The organism is Kineosporia sp. A_224 (assembly GCF_002198655.1).
GTDB lineage: Bacteria > Actinomycetota > Actinomycetes > Actinomycetales > Kineosporiaceae > R-H-3.
Genome location: NZ_MWLN01000178.1, coordinates 1 through 24,578 on the forward strand (window position 1 = coordinate 1; position 24,578 = coordinate 24,578).

Here is a 24,578-nt window from a genome sequence, read left to right on the forward strand (position 1 = left end):
TCCCCGTCCCGCCCCGCTCCCCGGCTCGCCGCCCGGCTCGTCACCGTGACCCTCGCCGTGACGGCCACCGCCGCGGCGTCAGCCCTCGCAGCCGCCCCGGCGTCCGCCGCCGCCCCGGCCACGCTCGCCGACCGCCCGGCGACGGCGTCGCACCACCGGGACGCCCGCGTCCTCGCGCTGCCCGCCGGGTTCCGGCCCGAGGGCGTCGAGGCCGGTCCCGGTGACCGCCTCTTCGCCGGGTCGCTCGCCGACGGCCGCATCCAGGTGCTCGACCGCAGGACGGGCGAGAGCCGGGTGCTCCTGCCCGGGGTGGCCGGGCGTGCGGTGCGCGGCCTGCGCTACGACGGCCGCAGCGGTCTGCTCTGGGCGGTCGGCAACGACGGCCCGACCGGCATCGTCCTCGCCGTCCTGGCCCGGACCGGCACCGTCGAACGACGGGTCGAGGTGCCCGGTGCGGTCTTCCTCAACGACCTCGACGTCACCCGTTCCGCGGTCTGGGTGACCGACTCCCGGGTCGACCGGCTGACCCGGATCGCGTTGCGCAGCAACGGACGCCCGACGTCGGCGGCACCCGTGAACCTGGCCGTCACCGGTGACTGGCCGGCACCGGACGGCAACCGGGCCAACGGGATCCGGTCGCTCGACCGGCACACGCTGCTCGTCGTCAACAGCACCGGCGCGGTGCTGCGGACGATCGACACCCGGACCGGGGCGGCCACCCCCGTGCGGGTCACCGGCACGACCCTCGCCGGCGGCGACGGCCTCGTCGTCCGCGGCAGCACGCTCTACGTCGTGCGGGGCACGGGGCAGAACTCGGTGGCGCAGTTCCGGCTCGCCGCCAAGGGCCACGGGAAGCACCGCGTGTGGACGGCCCGCTACGTCCGTGACCTGACCGACCCCGCGCTCGACGTGCCCTCGACCGCGACGCTCGCCGGTGGCCGGCTCTGGGCGGTCAACGCCCGCTTCGGTGTCGGCGACCCGGCGACCGCCGCCTACCAGGTCGTCGGTCTCCCGCTCGGCGGCTGACGAGACGACTCAGGCACCTGCCCGGTACCGGGCGGGTGCCTGAGCGGCGTCCGGAGATCAGACCGTCGCTGCGGCCGGCGTCTTGTCGTCGTCCGCGCGCTTCACCGCGGCGAGGAGCATCTGGGCGACGTCGACGACCTCGACCTCGTCGGAGGCCTTGCCCGCCGCCTGCTGCGTGGTGAGCCCGTCGGAGAGCATGACCCGGCAGAACGGGCAGCCGACGGCGATCTTGTCGGCGCCGGTCGCGACGGCCTCCTCGGTGCGGTTGGAGTTGATCCGCTGGCCGAGCTTCTCCTCCATCCACATCCGGGCCCCGCCCGCGCCGCAGCAGAACGAGCGGTTGGAGTTGCGCGGCATCTCCTCGAGCGTGACGCCGGGCAGGGCGCCGATGAGCTCGCGGGGCGGGGTGTAGACCCCGTTGTGCCGGCCGATGTAGCACGGGTCGTGGTAGGTGACCTTCGCACCGCCGGTCGGAGCGGCAGCCCCGGCCACGGGCGCCTTGGGTGCGTCGACGGACGCCTTCGACAGCGGCGCCACCGGCAGCAGCCGGCGCTCGCGGACGAGCTTGTTGAGCAGCTGCGTGTGGTGCACGACCTCGTAGCTGCCGCCGAGCTGCGGGTACTCGTTCTTCAGGGTGTTGAAGCAGTGCGCGCACGAGACGACGACCTTCGTCGCCTTGACCTCGTTGAGCATCTCGACGTTGGCCTGCGCGAGCATCTGGAAGAGGAACTCGTTGCCGGAGCGCCGCGCCGGGTCACCGGTGCAGCCCTCGCCGTCACCGAGGACGGCGAACGTCACGCCGGCGGTGTTCAACAGCTCGGCGATCGCGCGGGTCGTCTTCTTCTGCCGGTCCTCGAAGGCACCGGCGCAGCCGACCCAGAACAGGTACTCGACCTCGGACAGGTCCTCGACGTCCGTGCCGACCTGCTTGACCTCGAACGGCAGGCCCTTGGCCCAGTCCATCCGCAGCCGCGGGCTCATGCCCCACGGGTTGGAGTTCTTCTCGAGGTTCTTGAACAGGCCGCCGAGCTCGCTGGGGAACGCGGACTCGATGAGCACCTGGTTGCGGCGCATGTCGACGATGTGGTCAACGTGCTCGATGTCGACGGGGCACTGCTCGACGCAGGCGCCGCACGTCGTGCACGACCACAGGACGTCCGGGTCGATGACGCCGAGCCCTTCGGCACCCTCGCCGCCCGGGTTGTACGCCCGCAGGACGTCGCCGCTCTCGGCCCAGCCGGTGTCACCGACGAGCGGGCGCTCGGCGGCGATCTTCGTCGCGGCGTCGAGGGCGTCCCGCTGCTCCGCGCCGCCCGGGGTCTGGGCGGCGAGCAGCCACGGCGCCTTGGCGTGCGCGTGGTCGCGCAGCGCGAGCACGAGCAGCTTGGGGGACAGCGGCTTCTCGGTGTTCCACGCCGGGCACTGGGACTGGCAGCGGCCGCACTCGGTGCACGTCGTGAAGTCGAGCAGGCCCTTCCAGGTGAAGTCCTCGACCTTGCCGACGCCGAGGGCGTCGTCCTCGTCGAGCTCGTCCATCTGCTCGAAGTCGAGCGGGACGCCCTTGACCATGACCGGCTGGAGCGGGCCGAGCGAGGTGACGAGGCCGCGCTCGGCGTCCTTGCCCGGGTGCCGCTTGAACCAGATGTTCGGGAACGCGAGGAACCGGTGCCAGGCGACACCCATCGTCGGCTGCAGCGCGATCGTGATGAACCACGCCATCGAGACGACGATCTTCAGCGCCGCGACGAGGACGATCGCGGTCTCGAGGGCGCCGGCCGACGCGCCGGAGAAGAGGTTGCCGATCCAGAAGGTCAGCGGGAAGTGCACGGCGCCGTGCGCGCTCTCGCCGCCCAGCGCCTGGCCGAGGGCGTACTCGAGCCCGCGCAGGGTGATGACGCAGACGGCGACCGCGGCGATGGTGAACTCGACGTAGTACGCCTGCCAGAACGTCGACCCGAAGAACCGCGACCGGCGGCCCGCCTCGCCGCCGGCGCTGCGCGGGTGCGCCTTCTGCCGGATGGCGACGAGGGTGACGATCGCGACGAGGGTCAGCCAGCCGATGACCTCGGTGATCCACTCGTAGACGACCCAGCGCCCGACGAGCGGCAGGGCGAACTCGGGGTCGACGACCTGGCCGTAGGCCGTCACGAGGGTGAAGAAGAGCGCCCCGAAGCCGACGAAGACGAGCCAGTGCATGATCCCGACGAGCGGCCACTTGCCGAGCCGGGCGTGCCCGAGGCTCTCGGCGAAGAGGCTGTAAGCCCGGGCGCCGGCCTGGCCGCCGCGCGTCGGGTCGGGCTGACCGACCCGGATCACCCGCACGAGGTGGCCGACCGTGCGCGCGAAGAGCGCGACACCGACGACGGACAGCACGGCGATGACCGTGACGACGGCGATCTGCAGGCCGCTCAGTTCCATGGGTCCGACTCTCCCGTCGGGGCAGGGGTGACGTCTCCCGGCGCGCCGGTGGTTCGGGTCACACTACGCACCCGACCAGCGGTGACTGTCGCCGGGCCTGCATCCTACTGACGGGTAACAAACGGTGTTCCACGAGGTGGCACCCGGGCCCCCGGACGGTGCTCGACGCGGCCTCCGGGCTAACCCGTGACCGGCACCGTGGCGGTGAGCGGGCGGTCCGCGGACGACGCCCCGACGCCCAGGACGAAGTCGCCGGGCTCCACGACCCACCGGTGGGCGGCGGCGTCCCAGTGCTCGAAGGCCCGCGGGGCGAGGACGACGTCCACCTCGACCTGCTCGCCCGGCCCGGCCTCGACGGCCGCGAAGCCGGCGAGCCACAGCGGCGGGCGGGCCACGGCCGAGTCGGGCCGGGACAGGTACGCCTGGACGACGGTCCGGCCGGCCCGCGCGCCGCTGTTGCGGACCTGCACGCGGGCGCGCAGGTACGTGCTCGGACCGTCGGCATCGGGGGCGACGACCTGCACGCCGGTGTGCTCCCACGTCGTGTAGCCCAGGCCGTGGCCGAACCAGTACGCGGGCGCCGGGCCGCCGTCGCTGCCCTGGTGGCTCCACGCGCGGTAGCCGACGAGGAGGCCCTCGGCGTACTCCAGGACGCCGTCGACGGGCGTCGTCGAGAGCACCGGGCAGTCCTCCTGCGCGACCGGCCACGTCGTCGGCAGCCGGCCGCCGGGCTCGTGACGGCCGAGCAGGACGTCGGCGAGCGCGTCGCCGAACTCCTGGCCGCCGAACCAGCCCAGCAGGACCGCGGGCACCTCGTCGCGCCACGGCAGCAGGACCGGGGCGCCGGCGTTGACGACGACGACCGTCCGCGGGTTCGCGGCGACGACGCGGCGGACGAGCTCGTCCTGGGCGCCGGGCAGGTCCAGGGACGTCCGGTCGAAGCCCTCGCTCTCGACGGCCGCGGTCGTGCCGACGACCACGACCGCCACGTCGGACGACGCGGCCAGCGCCGCGGCCTCCTCGAGGCCCGCGACCGGGTCCGGCACCGGCGGCTCGACGCACAGCTCCGCGACGCACAGCGCCCCGTTCATCCGCAGCGGGTCGACATGGAGCACGACGCGGACCTCGCGGCCGGCCTCGAGCGCGACCGTCGTGGCGGCCTGCGGCGGGGTGACGAAGTGGACGAAGTCCGGTTCGCCGCCGTCCGGGACGACGACCTCGGTCTCGACCGCGATCGTGCCGTCGACCTCGAGCCGGTGCCGGCCGAGGCCGCCGGCGGCGACCTGCCAGGCGCCGGCGACCGCAGGGGTGACCAGGGCCTCGATCCGGGCCGTCGCGGCGTCGTGCTCCAGGCCCGGGTCGCCCCAGCCGATCCGGCCGAACCGACGGTGCTCGCTCGCGAGGTCCGCGCCGTCCGCCCCGACGTAGGTGACCCGCACGCCCGGCTCCCCCGAGACCGGGTCCCGCACGAGCGGCGGCTCGGCGTAGGCGACGACGTCGCGGGTGTGCACGCCCGGGGCGTGGACGACCTCGACCCCGTCGTCGAGGGCGGCCCGCAGGCCGTCCAGCGGCGCGACGGTGTGCGGCGGGTAGACCGTCGCGCTGCCGCCGCCCTGGGTGCGCGCCTGCGCGGCGTTCGGGCCGATGACGGCGACGCGGCGCAGGGCCGGGCCGTCGAGCGGGAGCAGCCCCTCGTTGCGGACGAGGACCATGCCCTGTGCGGCCGCCGCCCGGGCCGCCGCGCGGACGGCCGGGGCGTCGGGCAACGGCAGCCCGGCCGGGTCGGCCGCCGGCACCGCCGGGGCGACGCCGTCCAGCGCGCCGACCCGGGCGGCCAGCACGAGGATCCGGCGGACCTTCTCGTCGATCGCGTCCTGCGGCACCTCGCCCGCCTGCACCGCGGCGAGCAGCGCGTCGCCCCAGGGGCCGGTCGGGCCGGGCATCGCGAGGTCGAGGGCGGCGCGCGCGGACTCGGCGGTCGAGCGGACGGCGGTCCAGTCGCTCATGACGAGGCCGTCGAAGCCCCACTCGCCCTTGAGCGGCTCGGCGAGCAGGTCGTTCTCGGTGAGGGTGACGCCGTCCACCTTGTTGTAGGACGCCATGACCGCCCACGGCCGCGCCGCGGCGACGATGTGCTCGAACGGCGCGAGGTAGACCTCGCGGAGCGTCCGCTCGTCCATCCGGACGTCGACCGTCATCCGGTCGGTCTCGGAGTCGTTGGCCACGTAGTGCTTGACGGTCGCGGCGACGCCACCGGCCTGGACGCCGCGGACGAACGCCGACCCGACCCGGGCGGTGAGCAGCGGGTCCTCGGAGAAGCACTCGAAGTGCCGGCCGCCGAGCGGGCTGCGGTGCAGGTTGACCGTCGGGGCGAGCAGGACGTCGACCCCCTTGCGGCGGCTCTCGCCGGCGAGCAGCAGGCCGAGCCGCTCGACGAGGTCCTCGTCCCACGTCGCGGCGAGCGCCGTCGGCGACGGCAGGTTGAGGCCGACGTCCCGCTCGTCCCAGGCCTCGCCCCGGACGCCGACCGGGCCGTCCGACGTGACGACCTGGCGCAGCCCGGCGTCCGGTGCGCCGAAGACCCGCCAGTTCGTCTCCCCCTGGAGCAGACGCACCTTCGTCGCGAGGTCGAGCCGCGCGAGGCGCTCCTCGACGACCGCGTCGAGGCCGGCGCCCGGGGCGGGGGTGCCGGCGGCGCCAGGGGCGGTGGCGGCCGGCGAGGGGGTCGGAAGTGTGTCCACGACGTAAACGCTCTCACGACACCCCCGGCCGACCCCGGCAGCGCTGCGGACGGCGCGTCCCGGTGGTGCGCCCGTCGACCGTAACGGTCGGGCCGGCGGGGACACTCATGGGCATGACCATCCTCATGTACGGCACGACCTGGTGCTCCGACTGCAAGCGGGCCAAGCAGTTCCTCGGCGAGCAGCGGGTGCCGTACGACTTCGTCGACGTGGACGGCGACCCGGCCGGCCGGGCGGTCGTGCAGGCGCACAACGGCGGCAAGGACGTCATCCCGACGATCGTCTTCGACGACGGCTCCGTGCTCGTCGAGCCGAGCAACGCCGAGCTCGCCGCCAAGCTCGGTCTGCAGACCACGGCGAAGAACGCGTTCTACGACCTCGTCGTCGTCGGCTCGGGACCCGCAGGGCTCACCGCGGCCCTCTACGCGGCGCGCGAGGGCCTGTCGGTGCTCGTCGTCGAGCGCGGCGGCGTCGGCGGCCAGGCCGGGGTCACCGAGCGGCTCGACAACTTCCCGGGCTTCCCCGAGGGGGTCACCGGTGCCGAGTTCGCGGACCGGCTGCGCGCGCAGGCCGAGCGGTTCGGCGTCGAGATCCTCTCCGCCCAGGAGGTCACCGCCGTCGGCACCGACGGGCAGTACCGCACGGTGACCACCGGGGACGGCGCGACGTACGCGGCGTTCGCCGTCCTCCTCGCGCTCGGCTCGACGTACCGCCGGCTCGGGATTGACGGCGAGGACGACCTCATCGGTGCCGGGGTGCACTTCTGCGCGACGTGCGACGGCGCCTTCTACCGCGGCCGGCGGGTCGTCGTCATCGGCGGCGGCAACAGCGCCGGCGAGGAGAGCGTCTTCCTCACCCGGTTCGCCGAGCACGTCACGGTCGTCACCCGGGACGACGCGCTCACGGCGTCCAAGATCGTCGTCGCCAAGCTCGAGGAGCACCCGGCGATCGACGTCGTCACCGGCGCGAACCCGGTCGGCTTCGCGACGGACGACGCGGGTCGGCTGCGGGCGCTCGTCGTCGAGCGGGCGGGGGAGCGCTCCGAGATCGCGGCGGACGGCGCGTTCGTCTTCATCGGGCTGTCGCCGAACAGCGCCCTCGTGCGCGACCTCGTCGAGGTCGACGGCGCCGGCTTCGTCGTCGCCGACCCGGGGATGCAGACGAGCGTGCCGGGCGTCTTCGTCGCCGGGGACGTCCGCAGCGGTTCCACGAAGCAGGCCGCGAGCGCGGCCGGCGAGGGCGCCGCGGCGGCGCTCGCGGTCCGGCGGTACGTCGAGCCGCTCGCGAGCGGCGTGCGGACGACGCTCGTCGAGGCCGGGGTCTGACGGCTCGTCGGGCCCGGCCGGGCGGCGATCAGCCGGGCGGCGGGAACGGGCTGCGGAACGTGAACGCGTCCGCGGTCGGGCCGTCGTCCGCGAGGCGCCGGAGCCGGTCGAGGGCCTCGTCGACGTCCGGACGGTGCCCTGCCGGTACCCACCACAGGGCGGCGGGCGGCCCCTCCCAGGGCGAGAACCACTCGCGCCGGCGGCGCAGGAAGCCGGCGTGGTCGGAGCGGAAGACGAACTCCCGCAACGGGTCGAGCCCGGTCCAGACCGAGAGGTTGACGATGACGAGCGGGTCGTCGCCGACACGGACGTCGGTGGCGTCGCCGGTCTCGGTCTGCAGCCGCCAGACGAAGCCGGGTGCGGCGTCGGCGAGGGCGTTGACGGGCTCGAGCCCGGTGACGAAGTCCGCGACGGCGGGGTCGCCGAGCGGCGCCACGAGGCGGGCCACGTTGACCTGCGCGAGCTCCTGCTCCGCCACCGGCTCAGGCCCCCTTGCGGCGCCGCCGGACGGCGTTCGCGTCGACGAAGCCGCGGTAGACCTCGGCGAGCGCGCGGCGTTGCGCGGGGGTGAGCTCCTCGGCGGCCTTGATGGCGTCGAGCAGCGAGACCGCCTCGGGCTCGTCGTCCGTCTCCGGCTCGACGTAGCCGGCCTCGGTGTAGAGCGCGTCCGCCGTCGTCGCGAGCGACTCGGCGATCGCGTCGAGGACGGCCTCGCTCGGCTCGCGCAGGCCGCGCTCGATCTGCGACAGGTACGGGTTGGAGATGCCGACGGCGTCGGCCAGCTGGCGCATCGGCAGCGCCGCGAGCTCGCGCTGCCGGCGGATGATCTCGCCGAGCGAGGTGTGCGGGTAGGCGCGGTCGGGCATGGCGCCAGGCTACGTCGTCGGGCGGGTCGTCCGGCGGGTCGTCCGGCGGGTCGCCGGGACGGGCGTACTTTCGGCCGATCAGCGCAGGGCCGGGTACTCCTAGCATCGAGGGGTGCGCGACCTCCTGCGCTCCGTCTGGAGCGAGCCCCGGCCCGCCCCGCCGCCGCGGCAGCCGGTCGGCCGGGACCGGCTGCTCGTCGCCGTCGTGGTCCTGCTCGTCGGGGTCGAGTGGGTGCTGCGGCCGGACCTGCCGTGGCGGACCTTCTCGGCGGTCCTCCTCGTCCTGCTCGCCCCGACCCTGCTCCTGCGGCGGACCCGGCCGCTCGTCGCGGTCGCCGTCGCCTTCTGGGGGAGCCTCCTCGCATCCGCCGTCTCGCAGGGCGACGGGCTGCAGAACTACACCGCGGCCGCCCTCCTGCTGCTGCCGTTCGCGCTGTTCCGCTGGGGCTCCGGCCGCGAGATCGTCCTCGGGTCGTTCGTCATGCTCACCAAGCTGGCCGCGGCGGGCGCCCTGCGCTTCGTCGACCTGCTCGCCGGGGTGGCCGTCCTCGTGGCCGTCTCGGCGCTCGGTGCCGCGTCCCGGTACCGCGCCTCGGCCCGGGTGCGCATCCTGGACCGGGTCCGGCTCGCGGAGCGCGAGGCACTCGCCCGCGACCTGCACGACACCGTGGCGCACCACGTGAGCGCGATGGCGATCCGCGCCCAGGCCGGGATCGCGACGGCTCCGGTGCGTCCCGAGGCCGCCGTCGAGGCGCTGCACGTCATCGAGTCCGAAGCGGCGCGCACCCTCGCCGAGCTGAGGAGCATGGTCGGCGTGCTGCGCAGCAACGAACCGGCGGCGCTCGTCCCGGCCCCCGGGCTCGGCGACCTGCCGCGTCTGGCCGAGCCGGACGGTGCCCCGCGGGTCGACGTCGTCGTGGCGCCGGACGTCGGCGACCTCGCGCCGGGGGTCGGGGCCGCGGTCTTCCGGCTCGCCCAGGAGGCGGTGACGAACGCCCGGCGGCACGCACGGCGCCCGACCGTCGTCGAGGTCCGGGTCAGCGCCGACGGGGACGTCGTCCACCTGCGGGTGCACGACGACGGCGCCGCGACACCGCCACGGCGCCCGGACGGCGGCGGCTTCGGGCTCGTCGGGATGGCCGAGCGGGCCCGGCTCCTCGGCGGCACGTGCGCCGCCGGGCCGGACCCGGCGGGCGGCTGGACCGTGACCGCCGTCCTGCCCCGGCCGGTGACGCCGTGACGGCCTCGCCGACCGGGACCGTGCGCGTCCTCGTCGCGGACGACCAGGAGATCGTCCGGACCGGGCTGCGGATGATCCTCGACGCCCAGCCCGGCATCGAGGTCGTCGGGGAGGCCGCGGACGGCCGGCGGGCCGTCGAGCTCGCGCGCCGGCTGCGCCCCGACGTGTGCCTGTTCGACATCCGGATGCCCGGCATCGACGGGCTCGAGGCCACCCGGCTCGTCGCCGGGCCTGACGTCGATGACCCGCTCGCGGTCGTCGTCGTCACGACGTTCGACCTCGACGAGTACGTCTACGGCGCGCTGCGCGCCGGCGCCCGCGGGTTCCTCCTCAAGGACGCCGGCCCGGCCCTGCTCGCGCAGGCGGTGCACGCCGCGGCCGCCGGGGACGCGCTCATCGCGCCGAGCGTCACCGGCCGGCTGCTCGGGGCGTTCGCCGTGGCCGGTCCGGGAGCGACGCCCGCGCAGCCGGTCGAGCCGCTCACCGAGCGCGAGGAGGAGGTGCTCGCGGCGGTCGCACGCGGGCTGACGAACGCCGAGGTCTGCGACGGGCTGCACATCTCGCTGAGCACCGTCAAGACGCACGTCGCGAGCCTCATGGCGAAGCTCGGCGCCCGGAACCGGGTCGAGATCGCGATCTGGGCGTACGAGACGGGCCGGGCGGGCGGCTCCGCAGCCCGTCGCTGAGCGGCAGCAGCACGGCGGTCGGTCGGCCGGAAGGACGACGCCGCGCGGCCGTTCGGCCGGGACGGCGGCCGCACCCGCGGCCGATGTGCGGCAGCGGCGTCCTCGCGACGATCGGGGCATGAGAAGCCACCGCCTGCAACGGTTCGTGCCCGCCGGTCTCGCGCTGCTCTGCGTCGTCCCCGTGACGGCCGGGGGCGTCCGGCTGGCCTCGCTCGCCTCCGGGGCCGTGACGCCGGAGAACGCGCGGTTCTTCGACTCGCCGGTGCCGGTCGTCGTCCACGTCGTCGGCGCGAGCCTGTTCCTGCTGCTCGGGATCGGCCAGCTGCACCCGGCACTGCGCCGGCGCTCGCCCGCCTGGCACCGCCGCGCCGGCCGGGGGATCGTGCTGGCCGGGCTCGCCGCGGCCCTCTCCGGGCTCTGGATGTCGGTCTTCTACGCCCTGCCCGCCCACGACAACGACCTGCTCCTGGGCTTCCGGCTGCTCGCCGGTACCGGGATGGCCGGCGCGCTCGTGCTCGCCGTCGTCGCCGTCCGGCGCCGGGACATCGCCGCGCACCGGGCCTGGATGCTCCGAGGCTATGCGCTGGGGCTCGGGGCTGGGACCCAGGTGCTCACGAACCTGCCGTGGGCGCTTCTCGTCGGCCCGCCGGCAGGCACGGTGCGGGCGGTGCTCATGGGTCTCGGCTGGGTCGTCAACCTCGCCGTCGCCGAGGCGCTCATCAGGGCGCCCCGGCGACGGATCGTGCGTCAGCCGCGGGCCGCGATGGCGGCGAACACCGGCGCCCAGTGACCGCGCAGCGCCTCGTGGCCCATGAAGAGCCCGAGGTGCCCGCCGGGGACGACGAGCCGGGTCACGTCGTCCGCCGGGGTCGACGCGAAGTCGGCGAGCGCGAACACCTGCGGCGGCGGGGTGATGTGGTCGCTCGACCCGGCGAGCAGGTAGAGCGGGCACGAGATCGCCGAGAGGTCGACGATCCGGCCCTCGACGACGAGGGTGCCGGAGACGAGCTCGTTGCGCTGGAAGAGGTGCTCGACGATCCACAGGTAGAACGCGCCCGGGATCGGCTGGGTGTGCTGGAACCAGTTCTCGAACGTCGCGTACCGCGCGAGGTACGCCGGGTCGTCGAAGTGCGCGAGGACGCCGAGCTGGCGGTCGGTCTCGCCCTGCGGCTGCATCGCCTTGAAGCCGTCGAGCAGCACCTGCCCGGGCAGGACGCCGCCGCCGGACGCGACGAGCGCGCGGTAGAAGTCCATCCGGCCGTCCGGCGACAGCAGCTGGATCCAGTCGTGGATGAGCGGCTCCCCGGCGTGGAAGTCGACCGGGGCGCCCGCGATCGTCAGCGTGGCCACGGTCTCCGGGTGCAGTGCGGTGTAGATCACCGCGAGCCAGCCGCCCTGGCAGTCGCCCACGAGGTGGACGCGGCCGCCGAGGTCGGCGACCGCCTCGCGGATCACCGCGAGGTACGCCTCGACGCCCTCGTCCTTCGTCGCCGGGGTCGCGCCGACCCAGTCGAGGGACAGCACCCGGGTCAGGCCCGCGTCGAGCGCCGTCCGGATCTGCGACTGGCCCTGCGCGTAGTCGACGATGCACGAGTCGTGTCCCGCCTGCGGCGGCAGCACGAGAACCGGGACGCCGGAGGCCTTGCCGCGCGGGCGCTTCGGGGAGAAGTCGCGCAGCCGGGCGACCGGCCACTCGCGGACGACGGTGTGCGGCGTCGTCCACGTCGGCGGCTCGCGGCGGGTGACGACGCTGCCCCACTCGAGCACGTCGGCGGCGACGTCGAACGGGGTCGCACCCCGCTCGAGCGCGCCGCACCAGTAGTCGACGCTGTGCCGGACGACGCTCGACCAGACGTCGAAGACCGAGGTCAGGGCGGCGTCGACGATCCCGTCCGGGTAGGTGCCGGGCCGCGGCGCGGGCCGGACCGTGGGCTGCGCGGCGCTGACCGGGGCGGCGCTGACCGGCGGAGTGCTCATCGGGCGGTCCATCCTTGGTCCATCGGGATCGCGACGCCCGTGACGGAAGCCCCGCCCGGGCCGAGCAGGAAGGCAGCCATGGCCGCGACCTCGTCGGGTTCGACCATCCGCTTGACCGCCTGCGGGGCGAGGATGACCTCCTCGAGCACCCGCTCCTCGGGCAGGCCGTGCGCCTTCGCCTGGTCGGCGATCTGCTTCTCCACCAACGGGGTCCGGACGTAGCCCGGGCAGATCGCGCACGTCGTCACGCCGACCGGGGCGCCCTCGAGCGCGAGGGTCTTCACGAGGCCGAGAACGCCGTGCTTGGCCGACACGTAGGCCGCCTTGAACGGCGACGCGACGAGGGCGTGCGCCGAGGCGACGACGAGGAACCGGCCCCGGCCGGACGCCACCAGGTGCGGCCAGGCGTACTTGGCGAGCAGGAACGGGCTCGTGAGGAGGATCGCGAGGATCGCGTCCCAGCGGTCCTCGGGGAAGTCGGCGATCGGCGCCACGTGCTGGAAGCCGGCGTTCGCGACGACGACGTCGAGGCGCCCGAACCGTTCCACCGCCGCCGCGACCGCCGCCGCGTTGCCCTCGCGGGTCGTGAGGTCGGCCGCGAACGGCACGCCGGGTGCGGCGCCCGGGCCGTCGGGGACCGCGATGTCGACGGCGAGGACGTCGTAGCCGTCCGCGACGAGGCGGGCCGTGACCGCCGCCCCGATGCCGCTGCCGGCGCCGGTGACGATCGCCGCCCGGCGGACAGGGCTGCCAGGGCTGCCGGTCATGGAGCCCTCCTCCAGGGGTAGGTGTCTCGCGCCCCGCAGTTACTAGCGCGTATGACCCGATCAGTGGGTCATACGCGCTAGTAACTGCAGACGGCGGACGGCAGGCGGCGGGCAGGTGCCCCGTGTCCCTGCCCGCCGCTGGTTCTGTCGGTCGTTGGTGCGCCGCCACTCAGGCGAGGAGCTCGCGCGCGGCCTTCGTGTAGACGGCGGTGACGTCCTGGACGAACGTCGCGTGGGTCTGTGCGACGGCGGTGACCCAGTCGAGGTTGCTCGCGCCCGCGACCTTCTGCTCGAAGTCGACGAGGCTCGTCAGCGCCTTCTCGTAGGCGTCGATCGACGTGAGGCCCGCGGCCTTCGAGCCGGCGATGATGCGCTCGTTGAGCTCACGGACACGGCCCGCGGCCTCCTCGAACGCGGCGGCGTCGAACGTCGGGACGGTGGGTGCGGTCTTCGTGGCCATGACGGCCTCCCTGAGGTTTGTGGGTGGGATGAGATCCTTGGTGGCGCAAGGGTTTCGCGCCGGCGGGACTCTTCCGAGGTCTGACTTCAGATTAGCAAGTATTCTGCTAACTTGCTAACGATCCGGGTGTCGGGCGGGTCACATGTCCAGACCGCCGTTGACGCCCCACACCTGCCCGGTGATGTAGGCGGACGCGTCCGCGGCGAGGAAGTGCACGACCCGGGCGATCTCGTCGGGGTGGGCGAGCCGGCCGACCGGGATCTGGCCCTTGATCTTGTCGAGCACCTTCTCCGGGATGTGCTCGAGCATCTCGGTCGCGACGAAGCCGGGCGTCACGGTGTTCACGGTGATGCCGATCGAGTCCTCGGTGAGCTTGCCCGCGCGGGCCAGCTGGAACGTCGCCTCCCGGGCGAGCGTCTTCGTCAGGCCGAAGAGGCCGGACTTCGACGCCGCGTAGTTCGCCTGACCGATGTTGCCCATCTCGCCGATGACCGAGGAGACGTTGACGATGCGGCCGGAGCCGCGCTCGACGAAGTGGTTGAGCGCCGCCTGCGAGAGGTAGAACGCACCGGACAGGTTGACCGACAGCACCTTCGTCCAGTCGTCGTCGGTCATCTTCGCGACGGTCTTGTCGATGGTGATGCCCGCGTTGTTCACGAGGATGTCGAGCCGGCCGTGCTGTTCGATGACCTCGGCGACCGCGCGCCGGCAGTCGTCCCCGGAGGCGATGTTGCCCTGGTGCAGGGTGACCGAGATGCCGTCCTCGGCGTGCTGGGCGCGGAAGTCCGCGGCGAACGCCTCGGCCTTCTCGGCGTTGCCCGCGTAGCCGGCGGCGATCGAGGCGCCCTGGCTCGCGAGGCTGCGCGAGATCGCGGCGCCGATGCCGCGGGTGCCGCCGGTGACGAGCGCGACCCGGCCGCGGAGCTTGCCGCTGAGGTCGGGTTCCGGTTGCTGCCGGACGAGCGTCGGGGTGTCGAGGCGGTCGGACACGGTCATGGCGTTCTCCTGTCGGGGGTCGGGGCATCGGGGCGTGCGGTGCGCGTGCGTGCGGGACGTGCCGGGCGTGGCGTCCGCGCCGGGCGGGAGCGCTCGGCGAGCCAGCCGGCGATGTCCGGCCAGATGAGGCCCTTGGCCTTGGAGCCGGCCATGAGGCCGATGTGGCCGCCGGGCCGGTCGAAGTGGGTGAGGTCGTCGGTCGTGACCATGGACAGCACGGGCAGGGTGCCCGCGCGCGGGGCGATGTGGTCGCCGGCCGCGGTGACGACAAGGACGGCCTGGCGCCGGATCGCGCCGAGGTCGACCTGCCGTCCACGCAGGGTCAGCGTGCCGTCGACGAGCCGGTTCTCCTTGTACATCAACCGGATCCAGTCCCGGAACGCGGCCTGCGGGAACCGCGGGTTGTCGGCGACCCACTTGGCCATCGCCTGGTAGGCGACCTTGTTCGCCGTCCCCTGCCGGACCTGACCGAAGAGCCGGCGCTTGGTCGTCAGGTAGTTCGTCACCGGCTTCATGAGCTTGTTCGCGGTGTCGACCATCGGGCCCGGGACGCCCTCGTGCGCCGTCGCGACCCGGTCGGCGTCGAACGACGGCCGGCCGACCCACTGCCGGTAGAGGCTGCCGGAGGTGTCGAGCGGCATCGTCAGCAGCACCAGGTTGCGGACGGCGCCGTCCGGGTGCAACGCGGTGTACATCGCCGAGAGCGCGGCGCCGATGCACCAGCCGACGACGGAGACGTGCGGGCTGCCGCTCGCGCGGACCGTCTCCCGGACCGCCCAGTGCAGCTCGTCGCAGACGTACTCGGCGACGCCCATGTCGGCGTCCTCCTCGCCCGGCACGCCCCAGTCGACGAGGAAGACGTCGAAGCCCTCGGCGAGGAGGAACTCGACGAACGAGCTCCCGGGGCGCAGGTCGAAGATCTCCGGCCGGTTGATGAGGGCGAAGACGAGCAGGATCGGGACGGCGTGCCGGCGGTCCGTGCTGCGGTACCGGTAGAGCGTCGTCTTGCGGTGGGTCCAGACGACGTCGCGCGGGGTCGCACCGATGACGGCCCGGTCCGTCGTGAGGAGGATGTCCGCCGTCCGGGCCACGTCGAGGGGCAGCCGGACGGTGCCCTTCGCGACCGAGACGGCGTCCTGCACGAGCCCGCCCACGAGCCCCGTGAGAGTGCTCACCGGGGGGTCCGGACGGTGGCACCGTTGCGCGGCGCCGCCGAGCGGGCCGCGCGGGCCGGCCGGGCGGGCGGTGCGTCGTCCGGCGGGAAGTCCGGGACGGCGAGCCGGTCGGAGAGCTCGTGCACCTCCTGGAGGAGCCGCTCGAGCTTGTCCTCGGTGCGGGCGAGCTGGCGGGCCAGCCCGGTGACGTCCGCGCGGGCCGCGACCCGGGTCAGCCGGACACCGCGGTCGACGACGGCGTTCGCGAGCCCGGCGAGGGCCATCGCGTTCGTCGCCGTCGTCGCGAGGAGCTCGGCGAAGACGTTCGAGCCGACGGCCTGCTCGGCGAGCGCCGCGGCCTTCGCCTCGGCCTGCTCGTACACCGCGAAGAGCTGGTTCAGCGGGGACGCCGGCGCTGCTGTCTTCTCGCTCATGCCGTCGCCTCGCGCTCGAGCAGCGCCGCGATGCCCTGGCCGCCGCCGATGCACATCGTCACGACGGCGTAGCGGCCGCCGGTGCGGGCGAGCTCGTGGAGCGCCTTGACGACGAGGATCGCGCCCGTGGCCCCGATCGGGTGGCCGAGACCCACACCGCTGCCGTTGGGGTTCGTGCGGTCGGCGGGCAGGCCGAGGTCGCGGGCGACGGCGAGCGCCTGCGCGGCGAACGCCTCGTTGACCTCGAAGACGTCGATGTCGTCGACGGTGAGCCCGGCGCGGTCGAGGAGCTTCGTCACGGCCGGCACCGGGCCGATGCCCATGTACTTCGGCTCGACGCCGACGTGCGAGTACGCGACGAGGCGGCCGAGCGGGGCGACCCCGAGCCGGTCGGCGGTCGCCCGGTCGGCGAGGACGACGGCGGCCGCGGCGTCGTTGACGCCCGAGGCGTTGCCCGCGGTGACGCTGCCCTCGCGGGCGAACGCCGGCCGCAGCTTCGCGAGGTCCTCGACGGTGACGTCGGCGCGGGTGTGCTCGTCGGCGGAGAAGAACGTGGAACCCTTGCGGCTCTTCAGCTCGACAGGGACGATCTGCCCGGCGAACCGGCCCTCGCCGGTCGCTGCCGCCGCCCGGTGGTGGCTCTCGACGGCGAGCGCGTCCTGGTCCTCGCGGCTGATGCCCCACTTCTCGGCGACGTTCTCGGCGGTGACGCCCATGTGGCAGTCGTCGAACGGGTCGGTGAGGGCACCGACCATGGCGTCGATCGTGCCGCCCGGGCCCATCCGCTGGCCCCAGCGCAGCCCCGGCAGCCAGTACTGGGCGCGGCTCATCGACTCCGCGCCGCCGCCGACGGCGACGTCCGTCTCGCCGAGCGCGACGGTCTGGGCGGCCGAGATGATCGCCTGCAACCCGCTGCCGCACAACCGGTTCACGGTGAGGGCCGGCGTCTCGACCGGCAGTCCGGCGTTCACGGTCGCGACCCGGGAGAGGTACATGTCGCGGGCCTCGGTGTGGATGACGTTGCCGAAGACGACGTGCCCGACGCTCTCGGGTGCGACGCCCGACCGAGCGACGGCCTCCTTCGTCACGAGGGCGGCGAGGTCGGCGGGCGGGGTGTCCTTGAGGCTGCCCCCGTACTTGCCGATCGCCGTCCGGACGGCGGAGAGGACGACGACGTCGCGTCGTCCGGGTGCGGTCTGGTCGGTCATGGGACCTCCTTGGGGTGCGGCGAGGACGGCCCGGGAGGCCGCGGCACGGGTGCGGCGACGGTGAGGACCGGTGCGAGGGTGGACGGCGACGGGTGGGACCGGTGGCGCAGGTGCGGTGGCACGGGTGGCGCTGGTCGGGCGCGGGAGCGTGGACGAGGCGGTGGCCGGGGCCGGCTGCCGCGCCGGCCGCCGCCTCGTTCTGTCTTCGAGCGTGCGTGCGTGCGGGACGCATCTCAAGGCGCGTGCGGCGCGGTCGTGCCGGGCGCGCGGCCTGCGGCGTCACACGGTCGTGATCCCGCGACGAGCGGTCGGACATGACCGTTACGCGCATGTGATCCCGACGACACACGCCTCGATTGCACTACCGGGCGGTAGGGACAGGGCCCGGGCTGCCCCCTCCGGCGCGCTCGTGCCCCGTTCCGGCACGCGGAACGGGCCCCGGCCCGACCCTGTGGTCGGACCGAGGCCCGTTCACCCCGCCCCCGGACGCAGCAGACACCCGCCGACGCCCTCTTCCGGCGGGTGCCCCCGTGCCTGCGCCCGTGGAGAGCCTTCGCCGTCGACGCCCCGGCTCCTAGGGGGCGAACGGCCCGCACCGGCGTGCGGCACCCTGCCGCGCCGTAGGGTCACCGCCGGACGACGAGCGGGCGGGGGCGCGATGCCTCCTCCCCGGGACCTCGGCGGGGGATGCCCTCGCGGGTGCTTTGCTCTGCCATCAGGAGCGAGCCACCTCCTGGGCGTGCGTGAGGGCGAGGGTGCGCACGAGCGTGATGCAGGTTGACGTGACTGCACAGGCTCGCACTCACCATCGCGCGCACGCCCTCGCCGGCTCGCTCGTGATGGCAGAGCAAGCGCTCCGGTGGCTCGCTCGTGATGGCAGAGCAAAGCACCCGGTCAGGCTCCCCGGCGATGCGGCCGGGCATGGCCGGGCCGCGTCACGCCGAAGACTTCCGTCGTCCTGTGTGGTGGAAGTCTTCAGCGTGACGTCGCGTCGTGTTGCGTCGCCGCGGCGCGCTCAGGGGGCGGAGCGACATCGCGTCAGAAGGCTGCCCGGTCTCGTCCGTTCTGCCGGTCTCGGGGCGATTCGGTGCCCTGCGGTCGTGGCGCGGCCTACGGTGCCGGGGTGGGACGGAACCGACGACGCCTCCTGACCCCTGCTGCCACGGCGGCCGGTCTGCTCGGCCTGTGCCTGGCCGTGGCGACCGGCTGCGCGGCCGGCACCCCGGGCACCGGGGCGGCCTGGGCCGACCAGGTGGGGAGCGGCCGGACGGCGACCGGGTCGGGCACCCCGACGGCCCGGGCCACGTCCACGGCGAGGTCCCCGCGGTCGTCCACGAAGTCCGCCGCGGCGACCCCGCGCGCGACCGCCGCCGTGCGGCCCGCGGCGGGTGCCGGATCGGCGACCGCTTCGGTGACGGTGCGGACCGAGCGCGTGACCAAGGCGGTGAAGTACCGCACCGTGACCCGCAAGGACCCGGACCTGGACAAGGGCGAGACCCGGGTCGTGCGCGACGGCGTCAAGGGTGTGCTGGAACTGGTCTTCCGGGTCACGTACACCGACGGGGTCAGGAGTGGCCGCGAGCTGGCGTCCAAACGGACGGTGCGTGCGCCGGTGGACCGCGTCGTCGCCGTCGGGACCCGCGTCCCGCAGCCCGAGGGTGCCGACTGCGACCCGAACTACTCGGGCGACTGCGTGCCCGTGGACACCGACGTGGACTGCGCCGGAGGCAGCGGCAACGGGCCCTCGTACGTCGAGGGCCCGGTGCGCGTGGTCGGTACGGACATCTACGGGCTGGACCGGGACGGCGACGGCGTCGGCTGCGACTGAGGTCGCCCTGCCCTCACAGGGCGGGCGGTCGGTAGCCCGTCGGCTCGCCGGGGCCGAGGTCGACGACGGCAGCGACGGGGCCGCCGCCGTCCGGGCCCTGGTGGGCCGCCGAGACCGAGACGAACGCGGCGGGGTCGCCGGTCACCGACGCAGTGACGCCGCCGACGCACGACTTGATCTGGCGGTGCCAGTGCACGTCGGAGTCGTCGAGCATCGCGTTGCGGCGGCCGCGGACCTGGCCGTCCTGGGACGCCTCGCACTTGAGGAAGACGTTGACGAGCCGGCCCGCCAGGTCGCTGTGGTGCGGGCGGTCGGGCAGGTCGAGGCCGGCCGCCCTGATCGCGTCCCAGATCCCGTCGGCGTCGAGGGCGTCGCGCATGACGGCGTGGCCGATCCGGTACCGGCCGCCGACCCCGACCGCGTTGCCGACGACGACGACCTGGGCCTGGTCGAGCTCGACGCCCGACGAGCACGACGCGACCGAGGAGTACAGCGTGCGGTCGTGCATGACCTGCTCGTCGGTGACACCGTCGATCTCCCCGAGCGCGAGCGCGATGCCCAGCGCCGTCGTCCCGTTCGAGAGGTCCATCGACTCGTGGGTGTGCTCGGTCCAGACGCTCTTCCCGCGGGACTTCGCGTCGCGGATCGTGTGGATCGTCAGGAGCGGGGTCTTCGTCTGCACGTAGTGCACGTCCGCGACGTCGGTGATCCCGGCGCGCTCCATCGCGACCCTCACGGCGGCGGCGACCTTCTCGACCATCGTCACCCGGCCGATGTCCTCGGGGAGCAGCTGCTCGCTCATCGCGAAGCCGACCGTGAGCCGCGGCTCGTCCTTCGCCAGGCCCGCGTCCGGGTGGTCGGCGGGGATCGTCGCGAAGATCGTCGCGTGCGGCGAGAGGACGCCGTCCGTGCCGCCGGACCAGACGATCGGCACCTGCATGACGGCGTCGTGGTCCCGCGTGCCCTTCGCCATGAGCACCTCGCGGAACGCCCGGTCGGCGATGATCCGGGTGTAGTCGTTGACCCCGCCGTTGCCCTCGGTCTTGCCGATGACCGCGACGACCCGGTCGGCGTCGAGCACACCGGCGTCGACGAGCTCGGCGAGACCCGAGGCGTCGCTCACCGTCTTCAGGGCGACCTTGCGGACCTCGATGGCGTCGGGCATGGGATGTCCTTGTCTCTCAGGGGTTCTGACGGGGTCTCAACCGTGCGTTCCGGCGGTGACGACCGTACCGGCGACGCCGGCGACGGCCTCGCTGATCCGGCCCAGTGACGTGATGGCGGCGCGCGGCCGGCCGGCCTCGACGAAGCGGCAGACCGCCTCGACCTTGGGACCCATGCTGCCGCTCGCGAACTCGCCTGCGGCCGCGTGCTCGCGCAGCTGCGCCGCGGTGACGTGCCCGAGAGGGCGCTGCGACGGCGTCCCGAAGCCGACCATGACGTGGTCGACGTCGGTCGCGACGACGAGGACGTCGACGCCGAGCGCCCGGCCGAGCAGCGCGGCGGTGAGGTCCTTGTCGATGACGGCCTGGACGCCGACGAGCCGCTCCGCGCCGTCCGGGTCCTGCTGCCGCACGGTCGGGATGCCGCCGCCGCCCGCGCAGACGACGACGAAGCCGGCGTCGAGCAGGGCGGCCGCCGCGGGCGCGTCGAGCACCTCGAGCGGCTCCGGGCTGGCGACCGTCCGGCGCCAGCCGCGCTCGCCGCGGTCGGCCCAGACCTGGCCGTGCTCGACGAGCACCGCGGCCTCGGCGGCGGGCAGGTAGCGGCCGATCGGCTTGGTCGGGTGCGTGAAGCCGGGGTCGTCGCCGTCGACGACGGTCCGGGTGACGAGCGCGGCGACCCGCGCGCCGAGCCCGCGCGCGCCGAGCTCGGCGTCGAGGGCGTCGAGCAGGAGGGCGCCGATCGTGCCCTGGGTCTGGGCGCCGCACCAGTCGAGCGGTACGGGCGGGACGACGGCCGCGGCGAGCTCGTTCTTCACGAGGAGGTTGCCGACCTGCGGCCCGTTGCCGTGGGTCACGACGAGGTCGTGCCCGTCGGCGACGACGCGGGCGAGCGCGGGGACGGCCGCCTCGACGGCGGCGCGCTGGTCGGCCGGCCGGGCGCTGCCGTCGGGCGCGGTCATGGCGTTGCCGCCCAGCGCCACGAGAACCCGCATGGCCGCCAGGCTAGGAGGCGGCGCGTCCGGAGCGGGACGGCACATCCTGACGCGGCGGGCGCGCCGGCGTTGTCACGTCGTGGTCCGCCGGCCCGTGGCGCAGCCACGCCCAGCGGTCGACGGGGGCCGGCCCGCGCAGGTCGAGGTCGCGCCGGCCGGTGCGCTCCGGGCCCGGCAGCGGCTCGACGGGCTCGAACGGTCCCCAGGAGACGTCCGCCCGCCGGTCCACGGCCAGACCCTCGAACCGGACGGCGCCGCCGTCGACGCGGGCGCCGTCCAGACTCATCCGGCCGTCCTCGACGTGGGTCATCGTCAGCGAGACCAGGCCCGACGCGACCCGCAGGTCGTCCAGCCGCAGCGCGCCGGACTCCACCGTCGCCGCGCTCACGTGCACGTGCCCGCCGTCGACGGCGAGGTTGTCGAGCCGGACCTCGCCGCCGCTGACCCGGGTCTCGTGGAGCGACAGGTGGCCGCCGGTGACGTGCACCCCGCGCAGCGAGAGCGTGCCGGTGCCGATGCTGCCGTCGCGCAGCCACAGGCAGCCGTCGGCGAGCCGGGCGCCGTCCAGGGTGACCCGGCCGTGCCCGGTGACGACGAGCCCGTCGACGCAGGCCTCGCCGCCGTCGACGGCGAGCCCGGTCGCGTCGAGCCGGCCCGCGACCTCCAGCCGCGTCATGGAGAGCGCCCCACCGGTGACCCGGACGTCGCGCACGTCGAGGGTGCGCCCGGCAGGCACCCGGACGCCGTCCAGCCGGACGGTGCCGGCGCTGACGACCATGCCGGACAGGTCCCCGTCGAGCGTGCAGCGGGACAGGTCGACGTCGAGCCCGCACCAGGTCGTCGGGGCGTCCGGGTCGGTGAGGTGCTCGCGGAGGGTGCGCAGGACCTCCCGCCGCGCGTCGCGGTCCGCGCGCACCTGGCGCTGGCTGCCGGTCGTCGCGGGGCTGCGCAGGTAGGCGCCCAGGACGTGGACGACGGGCTGCCGCAGGGCCGCGTGCTCGTCGGCCAGCCGGACGAGCCGCAGCAGCCCGCCGAGCCGGACCCGCGCGACGTCGTGCTCGACGAGCGCGGTCGCCGCCGTGAGCTCGTCGCGGGCCTGCGGGTCCAGTGCCATGCCGTCGACGGTACGGAGCGTGACCCGGCACGCACAGCGGAGCAGCGCGAGGTTCGCCCGTGCGGGGGACACCGCGGACCTGTCCGTGGGCACGACCACCCGGACGGCCCAGCGGCCGCCGGCTCAGGGCGCGAGGACCGTGCCGGACACCCTCCGCCCGCCGACCGTGCCGGCCACCCGGGCACCGGCACCGGGGCGACGGGTGTCCCAGCGGGCGGTGAGCCGCCCGGCGGAGGCACCGCTCCCGGTGAGGACGAGGGTCGCGCGGACGGTGCCGCGCCGGCGGTCCCACACGACGGTCCCGCTCACCGGGACGTCCGTGCTGAACCGGTACCGGTCGAGGGTCACGGTGACGACCTCGTCGCCGTCCGCGGCCCAGGTGCCGCCGCGCAGGCCGAGACCCCCGGACTCGAAGGTCTGCCACCAGCGCGCGGTCGCGTCACCCGCGGTCGCGACGGCCACCGAGGCCGCCCGGAGCCGGGCCGGGTCGGTCGTCGAGTGCCGGCCCGGTGCGGCGGGCACGGCCGCGGCCCGGGTGCGCCAGAACGGCGGCGCCGTGCGCAGCGGGGCGAGGCGCTTCGTGCAGGCCGTGGACGGCGTCCGCGTCGTCCGGACGAAGCCGACGACGATCGCGCTCGCGCAGCCGTCGAGGTCGCCGACGGCCGTCACGTGCAGCCCGGCAGGGATCTGCACCCACGTCGCCCGCGGGAACTGCGACCGGACGAGGCGGCCCTCGGCGGGCGTCGTGATGGTGTCGAGCTCACCGGAGAGGACGAGCGTCGGGACGGGTGCGTAGACGCCGCCGGGCGGTCGTGGCGGCCGCGGCCGGTAGCCGGCCGGCGGGGCCGCCCAGCCGGTGCACCAGTCGACGTACGTCCAGCCCGAGTCGAGGAACTCGTCGATCGTGAACGGGGCGTAGACGTCGGGGTCGGTCCGCTGCTTCGCGGCGACGGACGCCGCGAGCTGGGCCCGGCGGGTCGCCGGGCGCGCGGTGAGGTCGAACAGCTGCGGGTAGTCGCGGCACGTGACGGCGGCGTCGAGGCCCTCGCTGTAGTCCTCGACCGCGTCGACGCCCCCGCCGGGGAACTGCGCCTCGGCCGCGAGCCGCAGCAGCGGAAGCGCGTCGCCGGCCCGGGCGGCGCGGACGGCGGCGTCCAGCTCGCGGTAGGTCGTCGGCACGTAGGTCGCGTTGAAGGCGACGTACGCGAGCGTCGGGGCGTCGACGACGACCCGGTGCCGGGCGCCGTCGGCCCCGGGTGCCGTCCCGCGCAGGGGGTGCGTGCGCACCCGGGCGAGCAGCCGGTCGAAGCGGCGCAGCGCCGAACCGCCCTCCCCTGCGCACCAGGGGCTGCGCCGGCAGGCCGTCGCCATCGCCGAGCGCAGCGCCGGGCCCTGGCTGTCGTACCAGGCGTCCTCGCCGAACGTCGGGTACGCGGCGTCGAGGGTCAGCGTGCGCAGCAGACCCGGGTGCCGGCCGGCGAAGGTCTGGGCGAGGAAGGTGCCGTACGAGTCGCCGTAGAGGTCGACCGGCCCGACCCGCAGCGCCGTGACGACGGCGGCCAGGTCGTCGGCGGCGAGGACGCTGCCGAACAGGTGCGCCCGCGGCCCGAGGCTGCGGGCGCAGCGCGCCGCCGCCGGGGCGTACGCACCCTCGAGCACCTGGAGCTCCGGGCAGTCGACGGGCGACGAACGACCCGTGCCGCGCTGGTCGACGAGCAGCAGGTTGCGGCGTCCGAGCAGCGGGGCGAACAGGTCCGCGTAGGCCGCGGCCGACGACGTCGTCGCGTACCCGGGGCCGCCCTCGATCGCGACGACGGTGCCGAGCGCGGGCCGGGACGTGTCCGACGCGGGCACGAGGACGAACCCGACGCCGAGGGTCCCGGGGACGGCGCCCGTCGGGTCCCAGGGCCGAAGGACCGACCCGCAGCGCGCTCCGTCGAGGACGTCGGGGCAGGGCACGGTCCTCGGCGCCGCGACCACGGTCGTCGGTGTCGCGGCCACGGCCGGACCGCCCGGTGCAGCGGCGGCGACGTCGGTGCCGGCCGCGCCCGTGGCCGCCGTCAGGAGCACGATGACGGCGGCGACCATCCGGAGCCGGTGCGCCCGTCTCGTCATGGCCGATCACCCTGGCACGATCCGGGCAGAACGGGAACACCCCGGCGGCGCTCGGCCGACGGTGC

21 protein-coding genes are annotated in these 24,578 nt (G+C 74.9%); 6 read left to right on the plus strand and 15 right to left on the minus strand.

Annotated features, from left to right (window positions below; translation table 11 throughout):
- A partial coding sequence (locus tag EDJALFJO_RS34415; RefSeq protein ID WP_088287670.1) for a hypothetical protein occupies positions 1 to 1,026 on the plus strand: 1,026 nt, incomplete at its 5' end.
- Positions 1,027 to 1,083: 57 nt separating this feature from the next.
- Here the strand turns inward: EDJALFJO_RS34415 and EDJALFJO_RS17850 are convergent.
- Positions 1,084 to 3,444 carry a (Fe-S)-binding protein gene (locus tag EDJALFJO_RS17850; RefSeq protein ID WP_088287671.1) on the minus strand — a complete coding sequence of 787 codons (2,361 nt, stop codon included), beginning with the start codon at positions 3,442 to 3,444 and terminating at the stop codon, positions 1,084 to 1,086.
- 179 nt (positions 3,445 to 3,623) lie between these two features.
- Positions 3,624 to 6,185: a beta-glucosidase gene (locus EDJALFJO_RS17855; protein WP_088287672.1), complete on the minus strand. Its 2,562-nt coding sequence runs from the start codon at positions 6,183 to 6,185 to the stop codon at positions 3,624 to 3,626.
- Between the two features lie 113 nt (positions 6,186 to 6,298).
- On the opposite strand from EDJALFJO_RS17855, the gene EDJALFJO_RS17860 reads away from it, so the two are divergent.
- A complete protein-coding gene (locus tag EDJALFJO_RS17860) occupies positions 6,299 to 7,510 on the plus strand; it encodes an FAD-dependent oxidoreductase (protein ID WP_088287730.1) in 1,212 nt (403 codons plus the stop codon).
- 28 nt (positions 7,511 to 7,538) lie between these two features.
- Here EDJALFJO_RS17860 and EDJALFJO_RS17865 read toward each other — a convergent pair whose 3' ends face one another.
- Positions 7,539 to 7,988 carry a DUF3291 domain-containing protein gene (locus EDJALFJO_RS17865; RefSeq protein WP_088287673.1) on the minus strand — a complete coding sequence of 150 codons (450 nt, stop codon included), beginning with the start codon at positions 7,986 to 7,988 and terminating at the stop codon, positions 7,539 to 7,541.
- Between the two features lie 4 nt (positions 7,989 to 7,992).
- Positions 7,993 to 8,376, minus strand: coding sequence for a helix-turn-helix domain-containing protein (locus tag EDJALFJO_RS17870; RefSeq protein ID WP_088287674.1), 384 nt, complete (start codon positions 8,374 to 8,376; stop codon positions 7,993 to 7,995).
- 112 nt (positions 8,377 to 8,488) lie between these two features.
- On the opposite strand from EDJALFJO_RS17870, the gene EDJALFJO_RS17875 reads away from it, so the two are divergent.
- The 3 genes from EDJALFJO_RS17875 to EDJALFJO_RS17885 all read left to right on the plus strand — a co-directional run bounded on the left by EDJALFJO_RS17875 (position 8,489) and on the right by EDJALFJO_RS17885 (position 11,092).
- Entirely contained in the window at positions 8,489 to 9,616 is a 1,128-nt protein-coding gene (locus tag EDJALFJO_RS17875; RefSeq protein ID WP_088287675.1) for a sensor histidine kinase, read from the plus strand.
- Positions 9,613 to 10,302 (plus strand): response regulator transcription factor, encoded by a 690-nt coding sequence (locus EDJALFJO_RS17880; RefSeq protein WP_233149929.1) that lies wholly within the window; start codon positions 9,613 to 9,615, stop codon positions 10,300 to 10,302. Before EDJALFJO_RS17875 ends, EDJALFJO_RS17880 begins: the two co-directional genes overlap by 4 nt.
- Before the next feature lie 118 nt (positions 10,303 to 10,420).
- Positions 10,421 to 11,092, plus strand: coding sequence for a DUF2306 domain-containing protein (locus EDJALFJO_RS17885; RefSeq protein WP_088287676.1), 672 nt, complete (start codon positions 10,421 to 10,423; stop codon positions 11,090 to 11,092).
- On the opposite strand, the gene EDJALFJO_RS17890 is transcribed toward EDJALFJO_RS17885, so the two are convergent.
- The 7 genes from EDJALFJO_RS17890 to bktB all read right to left on the minus strand — a co-directional run bounded on the left by EDJALFJO_RS17890 (position 11,050) and on the right by bktB (position 17,298).
- Positions 11,050 to 12,279, minus strand: a complete 1,230-nt coding sequence (locus tag EDJALFJO_RS17890; RefSeq protein WP_158220471.1) for a DUF3141 domain-containing protein — start codon at positions 12,277 to 12,279, stop codon at positions 11,050 to 11,052. The two genes, EDJALFJO_RS17885 and EDJALFJO_RS17890, sit on opposite strands and share 43 nt — an antisense overlap.
- Positions 12,276 to 13,046 (minus strand): 3-hydroxybutyrate dehydrogenase, encoded by a 771-nt coding sequence (locus tag EDJALFJO_RS17895; RefSeq protein WP_088287678.1) that lies wholly within the window; start codon positions 13,044 to 13,046, stop codon positions 12,276 to 12,278. The genes EDJALFJO_RS17890 and EDJALFJO_RS17895 overlap by 4 nt, the downstream gene beginning before the upstream one ends.
- 169 nt (positions 13,047 to 13,215) lie before the next feature.
- The gene (locus EDJALFJO_RS17900) at positions 13,216 to 13,506 is read right to left on the minus strand and encodes a hypothetical protein (protein WP_088287679.1); all 291 of its coding nucleotides are present in this window, start codon (positions 13,504 to 13,506) and stop codon (positions 13,216 to 13,218) included.
- 138 nt (positions 13,507 to 13,644) lie between these two features.
- On the minus strand, positions 13,645 to 14,502 hold the full coding sequence (locus EDJALFJO_RS17905) for a 3-oxoacyl-ACP reductase family protein (RefSeq protein ID WP_088287680.1): 858 nt from the start codon (positions 14,500 to 14,502) through the stop codon (positions 13,645 to 13,647).
- Entirely contained in the window at positions 14,499 to 15,677 is a 1,179-nt protein-coding gene (locus tag EDJALFJO_RS17910; RefSeq protein WP_198950410.1) for an alpha/beta fold hydrolase, read from the minus strand. Before EDJALFJO_RS17910 ends, EDJALFJO_RS17905 begins: the two co-directional genes overlap by 4 nt.
- Positions 15,674 to 16,090, minus strand: coding sequence for a hypothetical protein (locus EDJALFJO_RS17915; protein ID WP_088287681.1), 417 nt, complete (start codon positions 16,088 to 16,090; stop codon positions 15,674 to 15,676). The genes EDJALFJO_RS17910 and EDJALFJO_RS17915 overlap by 4 nt, the downstream gene beginning before the upstream one ends.
- Entirely contained in the window at positions 16,087 to 17,298 is a 1,212-nt protein-coding gene (bktB, locus tag EDJALFJO_RS17920; RefSeq protein WP_088287682.1) for a beta-ketothiolase BktB, read from the minus strand. The genes EDJALFJO_RS17915 and bktB overlap by 4 nt, the downstream gene beginning before the upstream one ends.
- A gap of 1,123 nt (positions 17,299 to 18,421) precedes the next feature.
- Here bktB and EDJALFJO_RS35050 point away from each other — a divergent pair.
- Positions 18,422 to 19,126 carry a G5 domain-containing protein gene (locus EDJALFJO_RS35050; RefSeq protein WP_198950411.1) on the plus strand — a complete coding sequence of 235 codons (705 nt, stop codon included), beginning with the start codon at positions 18,422 to 18,424 and terminating at the stop codon, positions 19,124 to 19,126.
- 13 nt (positions 19,127 to 19,139) lie between these two features.
- Here EDJALFJO_RS35050 and EDJALFJO_RS17930 read toward each other — a convergent pair whose 3' ends face one another.
- From EDJALFJO_RS17930 to EDJALFJO_RS17945, 4 genes are all read right to left on the minus strand, one after another.
- On the minus strand, positions 19,140 to 20,291 hold the full coding sequence (locus EDJALFJO_RS17930; RefSeq protein WP_088287683.1) for a ring-opening amidohydrolase: 1,152 nt from the start codon (positions 20,289 to 20,291) through the stop codon (positions 19,140 to 19,142).
- A 36-nt stretch (positions 20,292 to 20,327) separates the two neighbouring features.
- Positions 20,328 to 21,284: a carbamate kinase gene (locus EDJALFJO_RS17935; RefSeq protein WP_088287684.1), complete on the minus strand. Its 957-nt coding sequence runs from the start codon at positions 21,282 to 21,284 to the stop codon at positions 20,328 to 20,330.
- A 10-nt stretch (positions 21,285 to 21,294) separates the two neighbouring features.
- On the minus strand, positions 21,295 to 22,398 hold the full coding sequence (locus EDJALFJO_RS17940) for a hypothetical protein (RefSeq protein WP_143448636.1): 1,104 nt from the start codon (positions 22,396 to 22,398) through the stop codon (positions 21,295 to 21,297).
- A 123-nt stretch (positions 22,399 to 22,521) separates the two neighbouring features.
- Positions 22,522 to 24,513 carry an alpha/beta fold hydrolase gene (locus EDJALFJO_RS17945; protein WP_088287686.1) on the minus strand — a complete coding sequence of 664 codons (1,992 nt, stop codon included), beginning with the start codon at positions 24,511 to 24,513 and terminating at the stop codon, positions 22,522 to 22,524.
- Positions 24,514 to 24,578 lie beyond the last annotated feature (65 nt).

Coding starts and splice junctions, on each gene's coding strand:
- EDJALFJO_RS17895 (WP_088287678.1), bottom strand. CDS start 13,046: ATGACCGGCAGCCCTGGCAGCCCTGTCCGCCGGGCGGCGATCGTCACC.
- EDJALFJO_RS17890 (WP_158220471.1), bottom strand. CDS start 12,279: ATGAGCACTCCGCCGGTCAGCGCCGCCCCGGTCAGCGCCGCGCAGCCC.
- EDJALFJO_RS17870 (WP_088287674.1), bottom strand. CDS start 8,376: ATGCCCGACCGCGCCTACCCGCACACCTCGCTCGGCGAGATCATCCGC.
- EDJALFJO_RS17935 (WP_088287684.1), bottom strand. CDS start 21,284: ATGCGGGTTCTCGTGGCGCTGGGCGGCAACGCCATGACCGCGCCCGAC.
- EDJALFJO_RS17900 (WP_088287679.1), bottom strand. CDS start 13,506: ATGGCCACGAAGACCGCACCCACCGTCCCGACGTTCGACGCCGCCGCG.
- EDJALFJO_RS17885 (WP_088287676.1), top strand. CDS start 10,421: ATGAGAAGCCACCGCCTGCAACGGTTCGTGCCCGCCGGTCTCGCGCTG.
- EDJALFJO_RS17930 (WP_088287683.1), bottom strand. CDS start 20,291: ATGCCCGACGCCATCGAGGTCCGCAAGGTCGCCCTGAAGACGGTGAGC.
- EDJALFJO_RS17945 (WP_088287686.1), bottom strand. CDS start 24,513: ATGACGAGACGGGCGCACCGGCTCCGGATGGTCGCCGCCGTCATCGTG.
- EDJALFJO_RS17940 (WP_143448636.1), bottom strand. CDS start 22,398: ATGGCACTGGACCCGCAGGCCCGCGACGAGCTCACGGCGGCGACCGCG.
- EDJALFJO_RS17905 (WP_088287680.1), bottom strand. CDS start 14,502: ATGACCGTGTCCGACCGCCTCGACACCCCGACGCTCGTCCGGCAGCAA.
- EDJALFJO_RS17915 (WP_088287681.1), bottom strand. CDS start 16,090: ATGAGCGAGAAGACAGCAGCGCCGGCGTCCCCGCTGAACCAGCTCTTC.
- EDJALFJO_RS17860 (WP_088287730.1), top strand. CDS start 6,299: ATGACCATCCTCATGTACGGCACGACCTGGTGCTCCGACTGCAAGCGG.
- EDJALFJO_RS17850 (WP_088287671.1), bottom strand. CDS start 3,444: ATGGAACTGAGCGGCCTGCAGATCGCCGTCGTCACGGTCATCGCCGTG.
- bktB (WP_088287682.1), bottom strand. CDS start 17,298: ATGACCGACCAGACCGCACCCGGACGACGCGACGTCGTCGTCCTCTCC.